Raw genomic sequence first — 21,240 nt, 5'->3', positions numbered from 1 at the left:
GCGCCTATTGATATATATATCAGCTAGACTGATAGATACATATAGCCCATCCAAACACACAACAACAAATGTTGGAGACGCCACATGCAACGCTATTTGATCTCAACTGCTGCCGCCCTCAGTTTCGCCATTGCGGCTTCCCACGCTTCTGCAGATACCGTGCTTCGCGCGTCGCATCAATTCCCCGGTGGCCAGGGGGATGTGCGCGATGAAATGGTGCAGATGATGGCCCGCCAAGTGGCCGAGGCAGATGTTGGCCTCACCATTGAAGTCTACCCCGGCCAATCGCTGTTCAAAGCACGCGAACAGTGGGGTGCTCTGGCCCGTGGCCGCCTGGATATCACTTCGCTGCCGCTGGATTATGCCAGTGGTCGGCATCCAGAGTTCTCCGCCACGCTGATGCCTGGCTTAGTGCGCAACCAGGCACATGCTCAGCGCCTGAATGACTCCGAATACATGGAGATGATCAAAGCAGTGATTCTAGATGGCGGTGCCCGAGTGCTCTCTGATGCATGGTTGTCGGGTGGCTTTGCCTCTAGCGAGCGGTGCATTACCTCACCCGATACCGTCGAGGGCCAGAACTTCCGCGCCGCTGGACCGGCTTTTGAACAAATGCTCGAAGCCGCTGGTGCCTCGATCGCCTCCATGCCCTCTTCTGAGGTTTACACCGCCATGCAAACCGGCGTACTGGACGCAGCGAACACCTCGTCGATGTCGTTTATTTCCTTCCGCCTCTACGAGCAGGTCGAATGTTTGACCGAGCCGGGCAACTTCGCGCTGTGGTTTATGTACGAGCCTATCCTCATCTCCGAGCAGGTGTGGCAAGGCCTTAACGAAGAGCAGCAAGCCGCGCTGATGGAAGCCGGTGAAGCAGCAGAAGCGTTCTTCGCTGAAGAGGCCGCCGCGATTGACCAAGAGATGGTCGAGCTTTACCAGGAGAACGGCGTCGAGGTAGTCAGCATGAGCGAAGAGGACTACAACGCCTGGCTGGAAATCGCCCGTGAGACCTCCTACAAAAACTTTGCCGACAACGTTCCCAACGGCCAAGCCATTATCGATGCGGCACTGGCCGTCGAGTAAGCAACCAATAATCGCCCAACGGCGGGGCCATTCCTCTCGGAATGGCCGCTTTCTACAGATGCTTGCTTAGCTTGGCGATATAACCAGCTTGACGAGGGAATTATGGCACCTGCAACGACTCACAATGCCCTTGAGCGAGGGGGCATCATTGGCGGCTACATTCGCGTCATGGATAAGCTCTCGCGAATTTCCGCTTATTTAGCCTGCGCCATGTTTATCGCTGGCGTATTAGTGATCTGCCAGATGGTTTTTATTCGCTACTTACTCGGAATGAGCACCAGTTGGCAGACCGAATTCACCATCTTCTCGGTAACGGCGGCAATGTTAATGGGCAGCCCCTATGTGTTGATGACCGGTGGCCACGTCGCTATCACCATTGTTCCCGATGCGCTGGGAGGTATTACCCGCACCATCATGCGTCTGATCGCTTCACTGTTTGGGTTAGGGTTTTGTGCCGCTCTGGCATATGCCAGTTGGGTTTATGTGGCTGAGGCATTCCACGGTGAATGGACGACTGGCTCGGTATGGACCCCGCCGTTGTGGCCCGCGTTACTGCCCATGGCCATCGGCTCCACCCTGCTGTCACTGCAGTATGTGGCTGAAATTCTGCGTGGGGAGAGCTAAGTATGGATCCCATTACCTTAGGCATTATTGTCGCCATCGCGCTGATAGCGCTGATGGCTATTGGCACCCCTATCGCTTTTGCTCTGGGTGGCGTATCGCTGCTGGCACTGCTCTACGACCGCGGCCTGGCCGAGCTCACCTACTTCGGGGAAACTTTTTTTGATCGCATCGCGGAGTTTGGTTTTGTCGCCATCCCGATGTTTATTCTGATGGGCGCATCAGTGGCCTCCTCACCCACCGGGCGCGATCTGTATCGCTCGCTGGATCTATGGATGGGCAAGCTGCCCGGTGGTTTGGCGGTTTCCAATATCGGCGCCTGCTCTATTTTTGCTGCACTTTCGGGTTCGTCCCCCGCCACCTGTGCGGCGATTGGTAAAATGGGCATTCCTGAAATGCGCATGCGCGGCTACCCGGATGGCGTGGCGGCGGGCTGTATTGCCGCGGGTGGCACCCTGGGCATTCTGATTCCGCCGTCGGTCACCATGATTATCTACGGCATCTCCACCGAAACCTCCATTGGGCGGCTGTTTATCGCCGGGGTAGTGCCGGGCTTTATGCTCGCGGGCCTGTTTATGATCTGGACGATGATCGCCTGCAAGATGGCCGGTGGCTACAACAACCCCATGGCGGAGTCCGTCGAACGGCTAAAACAGAACGTTAAGCAGAATGTCGATACCAATCTGAAAGCGCTCGTCCGTGTGTTGCCTTTCCTAGGCGTGGTCGCAGGTATTCTGTTTGCCCTGTATGGGGGGGTAGCAACCCCTTCGGAAGCAGCAGGCGTAGGTGCCTTTCTGTGTTTGGCACTGGCTATTCTGATCTACCGCATGTGGCAGCTGGGCCCGCTCAAACTGATCATGCGCGACTCGCTACGCGAAAGCGTGATGATCATGCTGGTGATCGCCACCGCCGAAGTGTTCGCCTATGCGCTCTCCTCCATGTTTATCACCCAAACGGTGGCGGGCGCGATTGCTGATCTGGAGATTAACCGCTGGGCGCTGATGGGGGTGATTAACCTCTTCCTGCTGGTGGCCGGTTTCTTCCTCCCGCCCGTGGCCGTGATCGTGATGACCGCGCCGATTCTGTTACCTATTATTCTGGCGGCTAACTTCGACCCCTACTGGTTTGCGGTGATTTTGACCATCAACCTGGAGATCGGCCTGATTACGCCACCGGTGGGTCTCAACCTGTTCATTATTAAAGGCATCGCGCCGGATATTTCGCTGCGCAACATTCTGATAGGGAGCTTGCCCTACGCGCTGTGCATGGTGCTGGGTATCTTGCTGCTGTGTCTCTTCCCAGGCATCGCGCTTTGGCTACCTAACTTGATCATGGGTTAAGGAGTTCAACCATGAACATGCTGTTTTTGCAGGAGCTGTTCAACAACATCACCCAGCGTGATGCACTGTTGCGCCGCCGCCATCCCGAGACCTTAACGCCCGACCATGGGCAGTTGGTGAAGGCCTGCCACAAGCTGCTGGAAAGCGATGGTGAAGCCTCCAGCATCGCGCTAGCGAGCCGCGCCCTGGCAATTTACCGGCGTCTCTCGGCGGCTGAAAAAAGCCGCTTCTTTGTCCGCCTAACGGCTGACTTTGCGGCCGAGCCCGGCCCTATTGACGCAGCTTACCTGGCCTATCAAGAGGCCCGCGACAACCCATCGCTACAGCGCCTGTTTGAGGCCTGCGAACCCCGCCGCCAGGAGCTTTTCCGGCGTTTAAACCTGGCCAGCGACGGTACTTATGAGCTGGTTAAAATGCGTGAGGATCTGCTGGCACTGCTGCGCGAACAGCCAGAACTGGCGGCCATCGACGAGGATTTCGCCCACCTGTTCGGCTCCTGGTTCAACCGCGGCTTTTTGATGCTCAAGCGCATTGACTGGAACACCCCCGCTTCGATTCTAGAGAAGATCATCCGCTACGAAGCGGTCCACGAGATTCAGGATTGGGACGACCTGCGCCGGCGCCTAGACGCCCGCGACCGTCGCTGTTTCGCCTTCTTCCACCCGGCGATTGGCGATGAGCCGCTAATCTTTGTGGAAGTGGCCCTGCACAAGGGTTTGCCAAGCCGTATTCAGCCCATTCTCTCTGGCGAAAGCAGCTATAGCAAAAAAGGTATCGATGAGGCCGAGGATGCCGATACTGCAGCGTTCTTTGGCATCAGTAACTGCCAGACCGGCCTGCGCGGCATCTCCTTCGGTAATTTTTTGATCAAGCAGGTGGTGCAAGAGCTCTCCCAGGAGCTGCCGCAGTTGAAATACTTCGTCACCCTCTCGCCGGTGCCCGGCTTTGCTCAGTGGTTACAAGAACAGCGTAATGATGAGCAGCTTCCGGAGTCACTGCGTAAGTCACTCAAAGGGCTTGAAACGCCGGGGTGGCATCAAGATAAAAACCGTGAAGAGCAGCTCAAAGCCGCCATTCGCCCGCTGGCCGCCCGCTATCTGGTCGAAGAGAAGAACCGCCGCGGCCAGCCGCTGAACCCCGTTGCCCGCTTCCACCTCGGCAACGGCGCCGAACTCCACCGCATTAACTGGCTAGGCGACATCTCCGACAAGGGCTTTAAACAGGCCGCCGGCTTGATGGTCAACTACCTCTACGTGCTGGACGATATCGAACGCAACCACGAAAACTATACCGCCAAGGCGACCGTTGCTTGCTCAAATGAGGTGCGCGACCTCGCTCGTCGCGCCCGCAAGCTGGCCAAGGGAGAGACCACCAAATGAGCCACAACCTATTTGAAACCTTTGCGGCCAAAATGCGCGACCGCGCAGAAGCCGATTTCATTACCACTCGCGATGGCCGCCGCTATAGCTACACCGATGCGCTGACCATCAGTGCGCAGCTTGCCGGTGCGCTAACCGAGTTAGGCGTTAAGCAAGGCGACCGCGTTGCCGTGCAGGTAGATAAAAGCCCTGAAGCCATTTTGCTTTACCTGGCCAGCCTGCGTATCGGCGGCGTTTATTTACCCCTCAATACGGGCTATACCGGCGATGAGATTCGCTACTTTTTAAATGATGCCGAGCCCGCGCTGTTTGTTTGTCGTCCCAAGATAGCAGAGCAAGCGCGGGCGCTTGCTGCTGAAACCGGCTGCCCGGCGGTGGTTACCCTGGGCAGCGCCGCCGATGGCAGCCTGATGGAAACCGCCCGAGCGGCAACGCCACGAGAAGATATCGTGGCGCTTGGTGAGCGCGACTTGGCCGCTATTCTTTACACCTCGGGTACCACTGGGCGCTCCAAAGGCGCCATGCTAACGCACAAAAACCTTGCCTCAAACGCCGAGACCCTAGCCAAAGCCTGGCACTTCAGCGCGGATGACCGACTGATCCATGCACTGCCGATCTTCCATACCCACGGCTTATTCGTTGCCTGCAACGTCACTCTGATGGCGGGCGCCAGCATGCTATTCCTGCCTAAGTTCGATGCTGATGTGATTTTCGAGGAACTGCCCCGTGGCAGCGTGATGATGGGCGTTCCTACCTTCTATACGCGCTTGGTTCAGGATGAGCGTCTGACGCCTGACGCTACCGCCAACATGCGACTGTTCGTCTCCGGCTCTGCCCCGCTCACCGCCGAAACCCACGAGGCATTTGAAGCCAAAACGGGCCATGCGATTCTTGAGCGCTACGGCATGACCGAAACCAATATGAACCTCTCCAACCCCTATGAAGGCGCGCGGCGGGCAGGCACCGTGGGTATGCCGCTACCCGGCGTGGAGATGCGTATTACCAATCGCGAAACCGGCGATGAAGTGCCTTTAGGTGAGATTGGCATGCTGCAGATTCGCGGCCCGAATGTGTTTATCGGCTACTGGCGGATGCCCGAAAAGACCCGCGAGGAGCTGTTAGACGACAGCTTTTTTATTACCGGCGATCTCGCCATGGTCGACGAGCAGGGCTATGTACATATTGTGGGTCGCGACAAAGACCTGGTGATTTCCGGCGGCTACAACGTCTACCCCAAAGAGGTCGAGCAGGTAATCGACGAGCTCGATCAAGTGGCTGAATCCGCGGTCATCGGCTTACCCCATCCTGACTTTGGTGAAGGGGTGACCGCCGTGGTGGTGCGCCAGCAAGGAGCTCTTGAAGATCAACTCAATGAAGATAAGGTGATCAACCACTTAGACGGTCGACTAGCCAAGTATAAGCAGCCCAAACGGGTCTTTTTTGTCGATGAACTGCCGCGTAATACGATGGGCAAAGTACAGAAAAATGAACTGCGCAAGCGATTCAACGACACCTATCGCTCTCCTTAGTCGCCCGTCCTGCCAGCATACTTTTAACAGCCTTTTGCCCCGCCGCGTGCGGGGCTTTTGGTACGGCTTTGCTGGGAAAAGGAACCATTTGCTCTACTAAATGTTAAGGTAAGGTCACTTAACAAACGATGGAGCAGATTGCCTTGACTACGCCTACCGTTACCAACGGCATCACCGCCAGCGAACTCTATAAATTAGTCAGCCAGCCAGCAGCCGCCAGCAGCGAAAACGCGACCCTTGAGTGGCCCGAAGCGACCATTAGCCTGGATGAGTCGAATCAGACGCTGATCTGGGAGCTTAACGACTACGGCAACTTGCCGATCACCCTCTCGCGCAGCGAAAATGAGTGGGTCGCCATGGCGCCGATTGTGGCCGTCGACAGCGTCAAAAACAGCGCCGAACTTAACGAAGTGCTGCTGCGCCAGGGCATCTCTTTACCGCTGGCCTCGGTGGGTATTGTCGAGATCGACGGCAACGACTTCTATGTGGCATACGGACAATTATTTGGCGACTCCAAGCTTGAGTCTATTTGCGCTGAGCTGCACGCCACGGCCAGTGCCGCCATGGACGTCGCCGAACTGATACAAACGCACTTCGCCTAACGTTTACCCCTTGTTCGTCTATTATCCAAATCACCGTTATCAATTAGTGTCACCACCCAGGTGACGTATAAGCGAGATTATTTATGTTAAGCAAAATCATGACCGCCCTGCGTGGCAAAGCGACTGAAACCGGTCAAACAGTGGTAGATTCCCAGGCACTGCGTATTTTAGACCAGGAAATCCGCGACTCGGAAAATCACCTGAGCCAGTCTAAAACCGAGCTCACCCGCTTGATGGGCCAGCGCCAGCTGAACAGCAATAAGGCCGATACGCTGGAAAGCAAAATCGCCGAGCTGGAAAAAAGCGCCGAGGCCGCGCTGGATAAAGGCGAAGAAGCGCTGGCCGTGGAAGTGGCTGAACGCATGGTAGCGCTACAGGATGACCTGGAAGCGGAGCGCGCTATTGTTAGCGAGTACGATGCCAGCATTGAAAAACTGCGCGGTGCCATTCGCAGTACCGACAACCAGCTTCGCCAGCTCAAGCAGCAGGTGAGCGTCGTTAAAGCCACCGAGTCAGCACAAAAGGCCCAATCTGCCGTCGCGTCTCGCCACTCTGGTCAGAACAGCGCGATGAGCAGCGCCATGGAATCACTCGAGCGCATCAAAGAACGTCAGCAGCTTAATTCGGCGCAAATGCAGGCCGCTGACGATATGGCCGCGGAAGAGAGCGGTAGCTCGCTGGAAGCCCGCTTGAAAGCAGCCGGGGTGGGTGGTCAGAACCGCAAAGCAGACGACGTGTTAGCGCGCCTGAAAGCGAAGAAAAACGCCGCACAAGAGTAAATTTAGCGTTTAATTTTATTAGGGAGCCAGGCCATGTTTAACACCCTCAAGGCACTTTTTCGCGCGACCACGGAAAAGCCGCCCGAGCCGAATACAGGTCGCCCGGTGGCCGCGGGCCTGCCTATAGGTATCAGTCAGGAAGACCTTGAGGGCCTGCGCCTGGATGGGCGCGTCAATATCAAGCTAATCGGCCTGCGTGCCCATCCCGATGCGCTGTTTCGCTGGAACGACGATGACTACCATCATATTGCCGCCGTGGGGCATGTTGATCTAGGTCAAGGCGCGCATCTGGTGCGCTTCTATCTGGATAACGACACCTGGCTGCAGGCCAACATTGAGAATGGCCAGGTGCTTGAATATAAGTTGTTCGACTTTTACCGTGTTGCCCATCTCTCGGATGCCGAATTTGATAATTTGATAAACGGTGACGATAAACAGCCCGACAGCATCGGCGCCCAAACCATCGCGCTTACCTCGACCTCTGACGAGGAACGCAGCTGTAGCTATCAGCGAGTGTGGGGCAACGCCGACAGCCTGTGGTCGCCACCAGTGGTTTTCGAAGAACAGGTGATGACCACCGAGAGCGTAGCTGCAAGGCAAGTGAACCACCATGCGATGCTTTATGAGCGCCCCATCGAAGGCACTGAGCGTATGGAGTACTTACTGCTGAGCGCAGAAAACGATGGCGAAGGCAGCTTTATGGTGGTGCACAACGTAGGGGTGGATGTGGCCTCCGTCGATATCGACGCAATGTAATTTAATAGACTTTTTTACGCGCCGTTTTTAATAACCGTTTTACTCGCTACAAAAGGAAACTGCCACCATGGTGAATTATCTCTACGGCCTGCCGTCATTTATCGCTTATCTAGTCACTGCGATTGTACTGCTCGCCGCCTTTATGTACTGCTACAGCCGTATTACCCCGCACCACGAGTGGACGCTGATTCGCGAAGGAAATGCGGCCGCGGCTTCTGCCTACGGCGGCTCTATTTTAGGTTTTACCATTCCGCTTTATAGCGCGATGGCACACTCCATCAACTTTATCGATTTCGTACTCTGGGGCATTGTCGCCTTTATCGTTCAGTTGGCTACCTTCTTCGCGGTTAAGCTGTTTCTGCGTAAACAGGGCGAAAGCCTGTCTCAGCACATCACCGAAGGCCACCAGGCCTACGGCATTTTGATGGCCAGCGTGGCCGTGGCAGTCGGCTTACTCAACGCCGCTTCGATGACGTGGTAAAGGAGAGCCAGCATGTCTAAGCAAGATCACACCCCCCATCTGCCACGCCGCAAGCGCAGTGGGCGCTTGTCTCTAGCGATGATGGGCGCCAGCGCCTTTGGTCTTACTGCCTGTGGTCAACCGCCCCAGGAAGAGCAAATCACCGATATAGAATTCGATCAGCCACGCAGCTTTCAAAGCGTCGAAGATTGCGTGGCGGAGAATGTCTATACCCGCAGCGCCTGTGAAGACGCCTACGAAGCCTCTTTAAAAGAGGTGCCGCGCTTTAGTACCCTTGAAGAGTGCGAGGCTGAAAACGGCGAAGGCGCTTGTACCGCGCCGACGGATGAGCAGTCCCAAGCGGCTACTGGCAGCACTGGAGGCAGTTGGTTTATGCCCGCCATGATGGGTTATATGGTGGGTAGCATGATGTCCAACACCAACCGTGGACGCTCCTTCGAGCGAGTGTATCAGGAGCCGGTGTACCGCAATCGTCAGAATCAGGGCAACTGGAACACCGCCTCGAACCAGGCCACCCAGCGCGTCACCCAGCGTAACGATGCGATGCGCAGTTCAGTGGCGCAGAATCGCCAAGCGGCTTCTCAGCGCCGGGGCTTTGGCTCGCGGTCCTCGGCGCGGGGTGGCTGGGGCTCCTAAGCCGCCAGCAAAGGTCACCATGCTGCGAATCGATATCCCTGAAAGAAGCAATTGGAAAGCCCTGGCCCACGAGCTGGGCTTTCATTTTCATACCATCGACGGGGAGCCCTACTGGAAAGAAGACGCCTACTACCAGTTCACGATGGAGCAGGTAGAGCGGGATATTGAAGCGCCTACCGAGGCAGTGCATGAGATGTGCATGGAACTGGTGGATAAGGTCTGCCACTCCAATGCGCTTATGCAGCGTTTGGCACTGCCCGAGCATATGTGGGATAGCATCCATAACTCGTGGAAATCAGGGCAGCCGCACCTCTACGGGCGAATGGACTTTGCCTATTCCGGTGACGGCCCGGCGAAACTGCTGGAACTCAACTACGACACGCCCACGTCGCTTTACGAAGCGGGCTTTTTTCAGTGGGTATGGCTTGAACAAGCCATTGCGCAGGGCATCCTGCCCCGCCACGCGGATCAGTACAACTCAATTCAAGAGCACCTGATCAACGCCATGGCCCACCTTGGCGACCGCATTGAAGCGCGCACGCTGTATTTCTCCTGCATCAAAGATAACGCCGAAGAGCGCGCCACCGTGCACTACCTGCAGGATGTGGCGGTGCAAGCGGGTCTCAAGGCGCCGTTTATCTACACCGAAGATATTGGCCTGCATCCTGGGGCAGATCACTTTGTTGACCTGGATAACCAGCCTATCCACGCCCTGTTCAAACTCTATCCCTGGGAGGAGATGGCCGACGACGCCTTCGGTGAATATATCCCGCAGTTAAACACGCACTGGTTCGAGCCGCCCTGGAAAGCGATTCTGTCTAACAAGGGTATTCTGCCGCTGCTATGGGAGCACTTTGAGGGCCACCCCAATCTACTACCGGCGTTTTTCGAAAATGCCAGTAGCCCACCACTGCCTGCGGGCTGGGTACGTAAGCCGTTCTTCTCCCGGGAGGGCAGTAACATAGAACTCATTACCCCCGCCGGACAGCGCGAGGCTGTGGACGGCCCCTACACCGACAGCCCATGGATTCGGCAGGCCTACCACCCGATGCCCCGCTTTGGTAACAATCACGCCTTAATTGGCAGTTGGGTGGTGGGTGACCGCGCTTGCGGCATGGGCATTCGCGAAGACGTCGGCCGCATTACCAAAGACTCCTCCTGCTTTGTCCCCCACGCGATCGTGTAAACGCAAGTACCAAAACACGCTTATCCAAGCTGGACAGCCCTCATAAAAAAAGCTGAAATCGTTGCCACCACCCTAAGTAGAGTGGTAATTATCACTCTACCCCTCACCCTAAGCGCTATTGAGCAGTATCATTAGGGCCACGTTTACTTTGGAGCAACGGCGAACATGATGGCGCGCTGGAAATCCCTACCTTTACGGCTTCGGCTATTTCTCTCTTTTGGGACGGTATTAGCACTGGCAATGCTGCTGGCGCTCTATCTTCAAGCGCGCTCCCACAGCCAAGCACGGCTGGATAACCTGCTTAATCAAGAGCTACCGACACAGGTCGAAGGGCTGGCCGCGCATATAAACCTTAACCTCAGCCAGGATCTCGCTATTTCTGAAAGCCTGGCCAATAGCTACTTTATTGAGCAGTGGGTTCGCGACGGTCTGCCCGAAGAGCGACAAAACGATATCTCCAGCTATCTAGCTCGCCTTATGGCGCAATTAGACACTGAGCTACTGTTTATTGCCGCCCAATATCAGGGACGGGGTTACTATTTCCAACTGCGCAACGGTGAATTTCTTCAGCGAACCATCCAACCGCCCGGCAGCGAAGACGACTGGTACTACAATTTTACTGACAGCGGTAACGCTTACGAGCTGAATTTAGATAGCGACACCTTTTCTCCCGATGATGCCTTTGTTTACGTCAATTACCGTAGCGTGGTCAATGCCGCCAATGGTCGACCGCTGGTCGTGGCTGGCGCAGGACTGGATCTCTCCCAAATAGCCAGCTTGATTGATGACTTTCGCTTAGGTGACACCGGTCACGCCTCGCTTCTCAGCACCGAAGGAGAGCTGCTTGTTCGTAGTGGTGAATCAGCCTCTATTGGCGAGACAACGGCAGAGCCCTTACCCGAGCAGACATCGCAGCGCCTGTTGCGTGACGAACAGCTTCAGGTACAAGAGATTGAGCGCGACGGCCAGACTCTGTTGATTAGCACGCGCTGGCTACCCGAGCTTCAGCGCTACCTGATGGTCGAAGTCGATAAAGAGGCGTACCTGGCGTCTACCCGTGAGCGCTTCCTGGAGTCCAGCGGTATCGGCCTGCTCATTCTGCTCGTCGGGTTGCTGGTGCTCTATCCGCTGGCCGGCAGCCTCATCCGCCCTCTGATTGATTTCCAGCGCCAGCTAAAAGACATCACCTTCAGCCTGGATCTTTCGCGGCGAGTCAGCACCGACGACAAAGCCGAGCTTGGCGATTTAGCCGATCAAACCAACGAGCTTCTTGAGCGCCTCTCCCGCGCTATTGCGGCGGTAGCCAAGAACGCTCAAGCGCTAACCCAAGTTGCCGAACGGCTGGCACAAACAGCCGGGCTTTCCGGTGTGCACGGCAGCGATATTGACCATGAAGCGAGCCAAACCATGGCCGCAGCGGTCGAGGAGATGGCCTCTTCGGTGGCTGAAATCACCTCCACCATGGAAGAACTCTCTACGTCATCGACCCAAATCGCCGACCACTCCCAGTCGGTGGTCGACGTTGCCAACCAGACCCTGGAGCGCAGCCGAAAAGGCAGTTCTGCCATGCAGCTGCTACAGTCAAAAATGCAGGATATCCGCAGCGACAGCGAGCAGAGTCTGACCGAGATCATGACGCTGGGGGCAAAATCCAAGCAGATTAACAAGGTGATGGAGCTGATCAACACCCTGGCTGCCCAGACCAAATTGATTGCCTTTAATGCCGCACTGGAAGCCTCAAGCGCGGGGGAGTCGGGCCGACGCTTTTCGGTCGTCGCCAGCGAGATACGCCGTTTGGCTGACAGCGTGACCGACTCTACCCAAGAAATTGAAGCGCATACCGATGATATTCAGACGGCGATTAATCGCTTAGTGGTGGCTTCGGAAAAAGGTGCTTCCTCAATCGAGCAGGGCGTTGAAGCAAGCATAAGCACTGCCCAGGATCTGGAGGCGCTGCTTAAGGCGGCGAGCCAAACCAGCAGCGCGGCCCAGCAGATATCGCTGTCTACACAGCAGCAAAAAACCGCCAGCAGCCAGGTGGTAATGGCGCTACGCGATATCGATACGGCCAGTTCTCGCAACGCACACTCGGTGCGCAGCATTACCGATATCAGCCAGGATATGATCCATATGTCAGCTGAGCTTAACGCGCTGGTGCAGGAGTTCACCCTAACAAATAAAAACCGCTGATAAGGATACCGAATGAGTGCAATTCGGGTAGTCATTGCCGACGACAGCCAAGTAGCCCGCGACGTGCTACGCGATATCCTCAGCCGAGACGGTGATATTGAGATCGTGGGTGAAGCCACTAACGGCCGCGAAGCGGTGGAACTGGCCAAACGCCTTGCGCCGCAGCTGATCACTATGGATCTCAACATGCCGGTGATGGATGGCCTAAGCGCCATCGAAGAGATCATGTATAACAAAGGCGTGCCCATCCTGGTGGTTAGCGACCGCTCCGATGCGCAAACGGCCTATCAAGCCCTTGAAGTCGGCGCACTGGAAGTCATGCCCAAACCCACATTGGAAGGGGCCGACGCCGACCGCCTTTTGGAGCGTGTACGCCTGCTAGCCGGTGTCGCAGTGATCACTCGCCTGCGGCGGCGCGTCAAAACGCCAGCGTCGATCATCGCCCTGCCTTCCTTACCAGCCACCCCACGAGGAGTGCCGCGGGATTTTCAACACGTGATCGCCATTGCCTGCTCAACCGGTGGCCCGCAAGCACTCGTGCGGGTACTACGCAGGTTACCCGCCGGGTTCCCAGCGCCCATCGTCATCGCCCAGCACATCAGCCATGGGTTTATCGATGGCATGGCACAATGGCTGGCATCGCTGTGTGCCATGCCGGTCAGTGTTGGCCAAGAGGGTGAGTCGCTACGTTCTGGGCATATCTATTTGTCACCTTCCGAGCGTAACTTATGTGTGACCCCCCGCCACCGTTTTCAGCTTCAATCCAGCCCTGAGACATTTCTATACCACCCCAGTTGCGATGTGCTGCTGCAGAGCGTTGCGCAAGTCTATGGCCGTGATGCGGTTGGCATCATTTTGACTGGCATGGGCCGCGATGGTGTGAATGGTATGCGGGCTATCTATCAGGCAGGCGGTACCACTTTCGCGCAAGATGAAGCCAGTTCAGTGATTTACGGCATGAACCAGGAAGCCGTTAAAGCCGGGGTCATACAGTATGAATTACCCCTTGATAGCCTTCCGGACCGGCTGCTGCGCGATGTGCGCGGCTACTTGGATAGCCGGCCGGAGCCCTTGGCATGAGCGCCTTTGCCCCCTTTAAAGCGCTGGTTCATCAGCGCTGCGGCTTACACCTGGAAGGCTTAGCCGAAGCCCGGCTATTTCGGGCGGTGGCCAGCTTACAAGCATCAACGGGGCTCACCGATACCACTCAACTCCTCACACAGTTAACCAGCGACACTGCACTATTTGATCAGTTTGTCAGCCAATTAACGGTTAACGAAACCTATTTTTATCGCGAGCCGGATGCCTTGCGCTGGCTGGTCAACAGCTATTTGCCTGAGCGTTTAGCAACAGAGGAGCCGCCGCTATCTATCTTCAGCGCTGGCTGCTCCTCCGGCGAAGAACCCTATAGCGTAGCGATGATGCTATTTGAGCGCTTTGGCGAGCGGGCCAAAGCGCTCTTTAACCTCACGGGTGGCGACCTGGATCATCAAGTGCTCGCCAAGGCGCGCCAAGCGGTTTATGGCGGCATGGCGTTTCGCGCGCTCTCTGCTGACTTCAAAGCGCGCTACTTCAGTCCCTACAAGGGGCGCTTTAAGCTTCACGAATCATTGCGCCAGTGGGTAACTTTTTGCCCGTTCAACCTATTAAATGCCGCAGAAAGCAGCCCTGGCGACCCTTTTGATGTAATTCTATTTCGCAATGTATCGATCTACTTTGATCAGCAGACACGGCGCCGTATTCATCAACAGCTTGGCCAGTTGCTGGCGCCGAATGGCATTTTACTCTGCGGCGTCAGCGAGACCATGGGTAACGATCTCGGCGTATTTGAACTGGTCGAAGCTGAAGGCGTCTTTTACTTTCGCCGTGCAGAGCCGCCCACTGCCGTGCCAACAGTTTCCCATCCTCTCCCTCTACCCATGGGCGACAAGTCAGATGGCGGTATTGACGATAGCGCGGGCAAAGAGCTAGAGCCAGCCATTAGCGGCGCTACACCGCCCGCTGCGCCACGTGAACAAGCAACGGAAAAGGCACAAACGGACACCATTAGCCACCCGCTGCAAACCGCCCATCAGTTGCTGAATCAAAATGCCTTTGACGACGCCGCTACGCTACTGGAGGCGTTGCTTAAGCAACAGCCGTGGTCGATCGATGCGCTGGTGCTGGCCGGGTTAGTCGCCCGTTGGCAGCAGCAGCCCCATCAGGCCTACGACTATTTCAAGCGGGCCATTTACGTGGCGCCGGAATGTTGGCCAGCACACTTCTATTTAGCGGAGCTTTATCGCCAGAACGAACTGCCCGACGAGCCATTACAGCGCGAGCAACGCTATGCCGCGGTGGTACGTTTGCTGACCGCTGCGCCTACCTCTAATGGCGGCCTAGACACAATCGCCCCGCCGCTACCGCCAGGCGATGCACGCTTTCTTGCCGAACGTTATCTAGCAGCGGTCAATCTCACACTGGCATCAACCAGTACCACCCAAGGAGCGGGTTAATATGGCGTTGGATATTCGCCGCTTTATACAGCGCTTCGTTGAAGAGGCCGCCGACCATCTTCCCCGCCTGCGCGAAGGAATCAGTGCACTGGAGCAGGGCCACGCTGATCGCGAACAGGTCAACGAGCTGTTCCGCGCAGCACATACACTGAAAGGCTCGTCGCGGATGCTCAAGCTGGTGCCAATTACCGCGCTGGCACATAGCACTGAAGAACTGCTCAGCGCCCTGCGCGATGGCACTCTAGGTGCAACGCCAGCGGTTACCAGCCTACTCAGCCAAGCGGTGGACGGGTTGGCGGACCTGGTCAGTCGGCTCGCCGAAGGAACGACGGGTGACGACTTACCCGCGGTTGATGAGGCACTGTGTAGCGCCCTTGAAAATGCTGCCCACGGTCAGCCCTCACCCCAGCCCAGCATTTCTACTCCGGTATCCTCGGCACCCGCGCCCTCAGCGGCGCAGGCGACCGACAGCGAGTTACGTCTTAGCGATACCGTACGAGTTCGCCTGGATCGGCTGGACGATGTTATCCGTTTGATGGGTGAAGTGCTGTCCGGCCACCACCACTTACACACACTGGTTGATCAAGCCCGAGCACTAAGCACCGCGCTCCCTGCTGAGCAACAGACGCCCTTTCACGCCTTTCACCGCGAGCTGAAAGATAGCGTTTTAAGCCACGACTCGCTGATGAGCGACCTGCATGACCGAGCACTGCAAATGCGCATGCTACCGCTAAGCGTTGTGTTTGACCCGCTCGCGCATATGTCCCGTGAACTGGCCCAGTCACTCGGAAAGCAGGTCGATTGCCGTGTACGTGGCAGCGAAATCGAACTTGATCGCCAGATGATTGATCGCCTGTCTGATCCGCTTATTCACCTGCTGCGTAACGCCCTGGATCACGGCTTAGAGCCACCTGCCGAGCGTCAGGCAGCGGGTAAATCTCCCCGCGGACAGCTGATAATTGAAGCCTGGCAGGACGCTGACTGGGTCGTGGTTGAGATGCATGATGACGGCGCAGGCATAGACCTTGATGTAGTGCGCCAGAAAGCGCTCGCCAAGCAATTGATCAACGAAGAGCAGCTTAACGCCTTGAGCGAACAAGAGACTCTGGAGCTTATTTTCCTGCCTGGCTTCTCGACCAAAAGCATGATTACCGACTTTTCTGGCCGCGGTGTGGGCATGGATGTGGTCAAGCGCACCGTGGTAGACGAGTTGAACGGTGACCTGCAGCTAGCCAGCGAACGCGGCAGCGGCACGCATTTTACCCTGCGCCTGCCGCTTTCGCTGGCGATGATGCGGGTACTGCTGGTCAGCGTCGGCGGCGTCAATTTAGGCGTAACCGCGCCTTATGTTTCAGAACTTGTAGAGTGCTCATCACACTCCTTCATTGATGCCGCCGGACAGCGCACGCTGATTTTACGCAACGAATTTGTGCCGGTGGTATCGCTTGCCGAATTGCTCGGGCTACCCGCCACGACGTCCGCCACTGATAACACCCTACTGCTGGTCGTCCACCAGCGGCACCAAAAGCTGGCTTTAATTATTGATTCACTGATTGATGAACGCGATAGGGTCATCAAGCCGCTACCCGTACACCTACGTTACCTACCCTTGGTCTCGGGTATGGTTTCCATGGGCCGCAATGCGCTGGTTAGCCTGCTGCATGTGCCCGCTTTACTGGAAGCCACCCGGCACACTGCCCAGCGTCCAAGCCATGAGCACACTTCTCCCACGCTCGCGAAGCGCATTTTGGTCGTCGACGACTCACTGAATACCCGTGAAATAGAAAAAGACGTACTCGAAGCGTGGGGCTATCACGTCACCCTGGCCGAAAATGGTCGCGATGGCTTAGCCAAGGCACTGGCGGAGCCATTTGATGCGGTACTGACCGACGTTGAAATGCCGGTGATGGATGGCTTTGCGCTGACTACCCGACTGCGCGAAAATGAGGCCTATCGTTACCGGCCGATCATTATTATCACCTCGCGGGAAAAAGAGACTGATCGACGACGCGGCATTGAAGTCGGTGCCGACGCCTATATTGTCAAAGGCAGTTTTGACCAAAACAATTTAGTAGAGACGCTCCAGGCCCTGCTGGGCTAACGATGAGCGTTACTGACACCACCATTAATGCCACACCAACCATGAGGTCATGGAATGCATATCCTGGTCGTAGACGACGATCCGCTTGCCGGAGAAATGACGGCGGCACTGCTTGAGTCTCAGGGCCATAGTACCTTGCTGGCCTTTGACGCCATGGAGGCCGTCGATCAGTTAGACGCACATGGCAATATCAAACTGATCGTAAGCGATATGCATATGCCTCTTGTCAGCGGATTAGCGCTGTTAGAGATGTTGCGCGAACAAGATAATCACCTGCCGTTCATTCTACTCACCGGCGACACCCCGGATGCAACGCTACGGCAGACACCGGGCCTGGATGCCTGTTTGCGTAAAGATGCCGAACTGGCGGACAACCTGGAAACCGCCGTGAAAAAGGCACTGGCACTCAGCGGCTAAGCAATGCTCGATGCGATGGAATAGATTAATGATGGAATGGATCGCCGCTTTCGATCACTTACGTAGGTAGTTTGATGTCTAAGCCCGCCCCTTCGTTGCACGATAAGCTAAATCAGCTGCGTGAGCGTTTTATTGAGCAGTTGCCAACCCGCTTAGCGCAAACCGCCGAGCTGTGGCAGCAGAGCTGCACGTCGAGTGAAGAACGGACGCGGCTGGCGCCAGAGCTGCACCGCTTTTTTCATAGCTTGAAAGGCACAGGGAGATCGCTGGGCTTTGAGCGGCTTGCCCTGCTGGCGGATCAAGCGGAGGAGGCGCTCACTACCTTCCCCGCCCGTGCCGATATCAACACGTATATCAGCCAACTGCTACGTCAACTGGGTCGCGAACAACAGCACCTACGCTCCCATCACGGCCAACAGCAAGCGCTGGCGGCCGTCAACAGCTTCGAGCTTACCAGCCAAGTGGAGCCGCTGCGCAATAAGCGCCAGCGGTTAATTTACCTGTGTGACGATGAGCCCGAGCAGGTCGATCAGTTGATCCATCACTTGCGCTGCTTCGGTCATGAAGTCGTTCAGTTTATCAATACTGAAACATTCTTTAATGCCGTGCTCACTCGTCGCCCTGACGCGGTGATCATGGATGTGCAGTTCCCCCAGGGCCAAACCGCCGGGACCGAAACCCTGACCAGCTTGAACAAGCTAACCGGTCAAGCGCTATCCGCCATCGTCTTATCGGCCCATAGCGATTTTCACTCGCGCCTAAGCGCCGTGCGTGCAGGCTGCAGTGGTTACTTCACCAAGCCGGTAAAACCGCTCGACCTTATGCTGGCAGTGGACGAACTCACCACTCCGGCGGAGGAGGAGCCATTGAAGGTGCTCGTGGTGGATGATGAGCCCGAGGTGGCTGCCTACCACGCCCTGCTACTTGAAGAGGCCGGGATGATCGTTCGTCAAGTGCACCACCCCGCCGATGCACTTAACGCTATGGAGCGCTTTAGCCCCGACTTATTGCTGGTGGATGTATATATGCCGGTGTGTTCGGGGGAAGAGCTGGCGACGATTATTCGTCAGCAGCCGGAATACCTGGGACTACCGATTATCTATCTCTCCAGTGAAACCGACAGCCAGAAACAGATTTCCGCCATGTCCGCCGGGGTTGAAGCCTTTCTTACTAAACCCGTGCAGCCCGAAGAACTCGTCTCCGCCGTGCGTCTGCGCGCCGAACGTCTGCGCCTGCTGCGCTCATTAATGACCCGGGACAGCATGACCGGGCTGTATAACCACAGCACCACCACCGAGTTGATCAATAAAACCCTCGCTCAGGCCCATCGTGATAATAGCCAGCACGCCATGGCGATGATCGATATCGATCACTTTAAAGAAGTTAACGACACCCACGGCCACTTGGCGGGCGATCAAGTGATCGTTACCTTGGCAAGGTTGCTCAAAAGCCGCCTGCGGCTTTCCGACATTATTGGCCGCTATGGCGGTGAAGAATTTGTCGTGCTGTTGAAAGGCATTAATGCCGAGAAAGCTGCCACGTTAATCAACAGCTTGCGCGAAGATTTTGCGCTGGTTGACTTTCACGCCGGTGACGTTCGCTTTCGCTGCACCTTCAGCGTAGGTATCAGCAACTTCCCTGCCCAGCCCTCAACCGAGTCGCTGCGTTTAAGCGCCGACCAAGCGCTCTACCGAGCCAAAAACCAAGGGCGCAATCAAGTAGTGATATCGACGGAGTTAGCCGATGAGCGCTGAATATCCCCGAGGCAACCAAGCGAATGACCTGCCGTTCGCCACTCAGACCTTGGAAGAGGCATTAGCAACCCACGGCGATACGGCGACAGTCGTCGATGTCGATGAGCCCACCCAGCAACTAGTGCTCTTCCGACTCAATGGTCAACGTTTTGCACTACCCGGCAGCGCGGTGAGTGAGATTCTACCCAGCGACCAGCCCGTCTATTACGTCCCCGGGCTCCCCACCTCTACCGAAGGTGTGCTTCACCTACGCGGTAAAATCGAGTCTGTCATTAGCCTGCACCATCTCCTAGGCTTACCTTCACCGGAAGGCGCTTCCAAGGGTATGATTTTATTAGTTCGTGCAGCGGGAATTACGAGCGGCGTACGTATTGAGCAGCTTGACGATGTGTGCGAGGTCGCCCAGAACCTGCTGCAAGCTCCCCCTGAAACGCTTCCCAGCACATTGCGCCCTTATGTCAGCGCACTGTGGCAGATAGATGAACGCCAAGCGATTGCCCTGCTTGACCCAGAAGCACTGTTCGACGCCTACCAACAGGGGCTGGGGTAAGGTGCCCCAACATCGCGCCCCGTATGAACAAGCCCAGGTTGCCCTGGTACTGTTTCACGTCGGGCCTTACCGCGTAGCCCTGGAAGCACGCCATGTGCTCGCCATGGCTGATCACCCTACGGCACTGCGCACCGCCAATGCTCACTCGCTGCTCTACGCCGATGGCGAGCATGATTCCCCGCCTAGCCACTGGCTCACTCTGCGCGACGCTCAAAAAGCCAGTGACGACAACAGCACTTGGCAGTTGGGTGTAAGCGGTGATATTACGCTTCAGCAACTGCCGGCTAACACGCTTTACCCACTGCCTAAGCTGCTACATTCCCGCCGTTTTTCAACCGCCCTCTGCGGCTTCACCTTCGACCAGCAGCAGTTGGTGATGCTACTGGATGCGCGCAAGCTTAACCTTTAACTTTCTCAAGCGCTTAGCCAGCCAACCATAAACAACTGATTTTATCGCCTTCGACAACTTCGCTATTGGCCGGAATCACCGCAAAGGCGTCGGCGTTGATACACGACGAAAGCACGCCAGAGTTCTGATCATCAAAAGCCGTTGCCTTCACTCCGTTGGGCGTGAACTGGAGCGTTACACGCATATAGTGTTCCCGGGGGCCGGTGGAGGTGGCAAACCCAGCGTGGGCGGTTAGCGTAGGCAATGTTTTTAGCGCAGGACAGCCAAGCATAGCGCCCAGCAAGGGGCGTAAAAACAGCCAAGCACCGACAAACCCCGAGACCGGATTGCCCGGCAAACCCACAAACCGCGCCTGGCTGCCATCATCGCGAGGCAAGCGGCCCAGTGCTAGCGGCTTACCAGGACGGATCGCCAGCTTCCACATATCGAGCTGGCCTATCGCTTCCAGCGCGGCTTTGACATGATCTTCTTCACCGACGCTCACGCCGCCGGTGGTCACCACCAGGTCTGCTTCAGCAGCAGCGGCCATTAACAGTGCAACGGTGCGATCGTAGTCATCCGGCACGCTAACGGTACTCACCACCTCAACGCCAAAGTTCTCTAGCAGCCGCCTAAGCATCGGCCGGTTGGAGTTGTAGAGCTGCCCTGGCTTTAGCGGCGTGCCTGGATCGATAATCTCGTCACCCGTCGAGAGCAGCGCCACCCGAGGCCGACGGCGCACGCTGACCTGGGTAATCCCCTGGCCTGCCAAATGGCCAAGGGCTGCGGCTTCAAGCCGCTCACCGGCATTGAGCAGCACAGAGCCGCTCTTCACATCGCGCCCCTGACGGCGGACATTGTCCCCCGCTGGAATATCGGCAGGTAACAGCGCTTGCTCACCGTCAACCTCTACCCGTTCCTGCATGACGACACAGTCGGCGCCAGGAGGAATCTCG

20 protein-coding genes are annotated in these 21,240 nt (G+C 56.6%); 19 read left to right on the top strand and 1 reads right to left on the bottom strand.

The window, feature by feature from the left end:
- Window positions 1-84: 84 nt before the first annotated feature.
- The 19 genes from dctP to KUC_RS08340 all read left to right on the top strand — a co-directional run bounded on the left by dctP (window position 85) and on the right by KUC_RS08340 (window position 20,305).
- On the top strand, window positions 85-1,080 hold the full coding sequence (dctP, locus tag KUC_RS08430) for a TRAP transporter substrate-binding protein DctP (protein ID WP_007112749.1): 996 nt from the start codon (window positions 85-87) through the stop codon (window positions 1,078-1,080).
- Between the two features lie 102 nt (window positions 1,081-1,182).
- Window positions 1,183-1,704, top strand: a complete 522-nt coding sequence (locus KUC_RS08425; RefSeq protein ID WP_007112748.1) for a TRAP transporter small permease subunit — start codon at window positions 1,183-1,185, stop codon at window positions 1,702-1,704.
- A 2-nt stretch (window positions 1,705-1,706) separates the two neighbouring features.
- Window positions 1,707-3,041: a TRAP transporter large permease gene (locus KUC_RS08420; protein WP_007112747.1), complete on the top strand. Its 1,335-nt coding sequence runs from the start codon at window positions 1,707-1,709 to the stop codon at window positions 3,039-3,041.
- 11 nt (window positions 3,042-3,052) lie between these two features.
- Window positions 3,053-4,420 carry a malonyl-CoA decarboxylase gene (locus KUC_RS08415; RefSeq protein ID WP_007112746.1) on the top strand — a complete coding sequence of 456 codons (1,368 nt, stop codon included), beginning with the start codon at window positions 3,053-3,055 and terminating at the stop codon, window positions 4,418-4,420.
- Window positions 4,417-5,949 carry a malonate--CoA ligase gene (locus KUC_RS08410; protein ID WP_007112745.1) on the top strand — a complete coding sequence of 511 codons (1,533 nt, stop codon included), beginning with the start codon at window positions 4,417-4,419 and terminating at the stop codon, window positions 5,947-5,949. The genes KUC_RS08415 and KUC_RS08410 overlap by 4 nt, the downstream gene beginning before the upstream one ends.
- Window positions 5,950-6,092: 143 nt before the next feature.
- Window positions 6,093-6,551, top strand: a complete 459-nt coding sequence (locus tag KUC_RS08405) for a DUF2170 family protein (RefSeq protein WP_244264764.1) — start codon at window positions 6,093-6,095, stop codon at window positions 6,549-6,551.
- Between the two features lie 83 nt (window positions 6,552-6,634).
- A complete protein-coding gene (locus tag KUC_RS08400) occupies window positions 6,635-7,330 on the top strand; it encodes a PspA/IM30 family protein (RefSeq protein WP_007112743.1) in 696 nt (231 codons plus the stop codon).
- A 33-nt stretch (window positions 7,331-7,363) separates the two neighbouring features.
- Window positions 7,364-8,086 carry a DUF2491 family protein gene (locus tag KUC_RS08395; RefSeq protein ID WP_007112742.1) on the top strand — a complete coding sequence of 241 codons (723 nt, stop codon included), beginning with the start codon at window positions 7,364-7,366 and terminating at the stop codon, window positions 8,084-8,086.
- Window positions 8,087-8,153: 67 nt separating this feature from the next.
- Window positions 8,154-8,567 (top strand): DUF350 domain-containing protein, encoded by a 414-nt coding sequence (locus KUC_RS08390; RefSeq protein WP_007112741.1) that lies wholly within the window; start codon window positions 8,154-8,156, stop codon window positions 8,565-8,567.
- Between the two features lie 12 nt (window positions 8,568-8,579).
- Window positions 8,580-9,203: a DUF1190 domain-containing protein gene (locus KUC_RS08385; RefSeq protein ID WP_040479960.1), complete on the top strand. Its 624-nt coding sequence runs from the start codon at window positions 8,580-8,582 to the stop codon at window positions 9,201-9,203.
- A gap of 19 nt (window positions 9,204-9,222) precedes the next feature.
- Window positions 9,223-10,389 (top strand): glutathionylspermidine synthase family protein, encoded by a 1,167-nt coding sequence (locus KUC_RS08380; protein ID WP_007112739.1) that lies wholly within the window; start codon window positions 9,223-9,225, stop codon window positions 10,387-10,389.
- A gap of 165 nt (window positions 10,390-10,554) precedes the next feature.
- Entirely contained in the window at window positions 10,555-12,579 is a 2,025-nt protein-coding gene (locus KUC_RS08375) for a methyl-accepting chemotaxis protein (RefSeq protein WP_007112738.1), read from the top strand.
- A gap of 12 nt (window positions 12,580-12,591) precedes the next feature.
- Window positions 12,592-13,659 carry a chemotaxis-specific protein-glutamate methyltransferase CheB gene (cheB, locus tag KUC_RS08370; RefSeq protein ID WP_007112737.1) on the top strand — a complete coding sequence of 356 codons (1,068 nt, stop codon included), beginning with the start codon at window positions 12,592-12,594 and terminating at the stop codon, window positions 13,657-13,659.
- Window positions 13,656-15,074 (top strand): CheR family methyltransferase, encoded by a 1,419-nt coding sequence (locus KUC_RS08365; protein WP_007112736.1) that lies wholly within the window; start codon window positions 13,656-13,658, stop codon window positions 15,072-15,074. The genes cheB and KUC_RS08365 overlap by 4 nt, the downstream gene beginning before the upstream one ends.
- Window position 15,075: 1 nt before the next feature.
- Window positions 15,076-17,175 (top strand): hybrid sensor histidine kinase/response regulator, encoded by a 2,100-nt coding sequence (locus KUC_RS08360; protein WP_007112735.1) that lies wholly within the window; start codon window positions 15,076-15,078, stop codon window positions 17,173-17,175.
- Window positions 17,176-17,229: 54 nt separating this feature from the next.
- On the top strand, window positions 17,230-17,592 hold the full coding sequence (locus tag KUC_RS08355) for a response regulator (protein WP_007112734.1): 363 nt from the start codon (window positions 17,230-17,232) through the stop codon (window positions 17,590-17,592).
- 74 nt (window positions 17,593-17,666) lie between these two features.
- Window positions 17,667-19,346, top strand: coding sequence for a diguanylate cyclase (locus tag KUC_RS08350; protein WP_007112733.1), 1,680 nt, complete (start codon window positions 17,667-17,669; stop codon window positions 19,344-19,346).
- Window positions 19,336-19,896 carry a chemotaxis protein CheW gene (locus tag KUC_RS08345; protein ID WP_007112732.1) on the top strand — a complete coding sequence of 187 codons (561 nt, stop codon included), beginning with the start codon at window positions 19,336-19,338 and terminating at the stop codon, window positions 19,894-19,896. The genes KUC_RS08350 and KUC_RS08345 overlap by 11 nt, the downstream gene beginning before the upstream one ends.
- A 1-nt stretch (window position 19,897) precedes the next feature.
- Window positions 19,898-20,305, top strand: coding sequence for a hypothetical protein (locus KUC_RS08340; protein ID WP_007112731.1), 408 nt, complete (start codon window positions 19,898-19,900; stop codon window positions 20,303-20,305).
- Between the two features lie 13 nt (window positions 20,306-20,318).
- Here the strand turns inward: KUC_RS08340 and KUC_RS08335 are convergent.
- On the bottom strand, window positions 20,319-21,240 hold a 922-nt coding region (locus tag KUC_RS08335), incomplete at its 5' end, for a molybdopterin molybdotransferase MoeA (protein ID WP_040479956.1).

This window comes from Vreelandella boliviensis LC1 (assembly GCF_000236035.1).
GTDB classification, from domain to species: domain Bacteria; phylum Pseudomonadota; class Gammaproteobacteria; order Pseudomonadales; family Halomonadaceae; genus Vreelandella; species Vreelandella boliviensis.
This window is presented reverse-complemented; position numbering and strand designations above follow the sequence as displayed.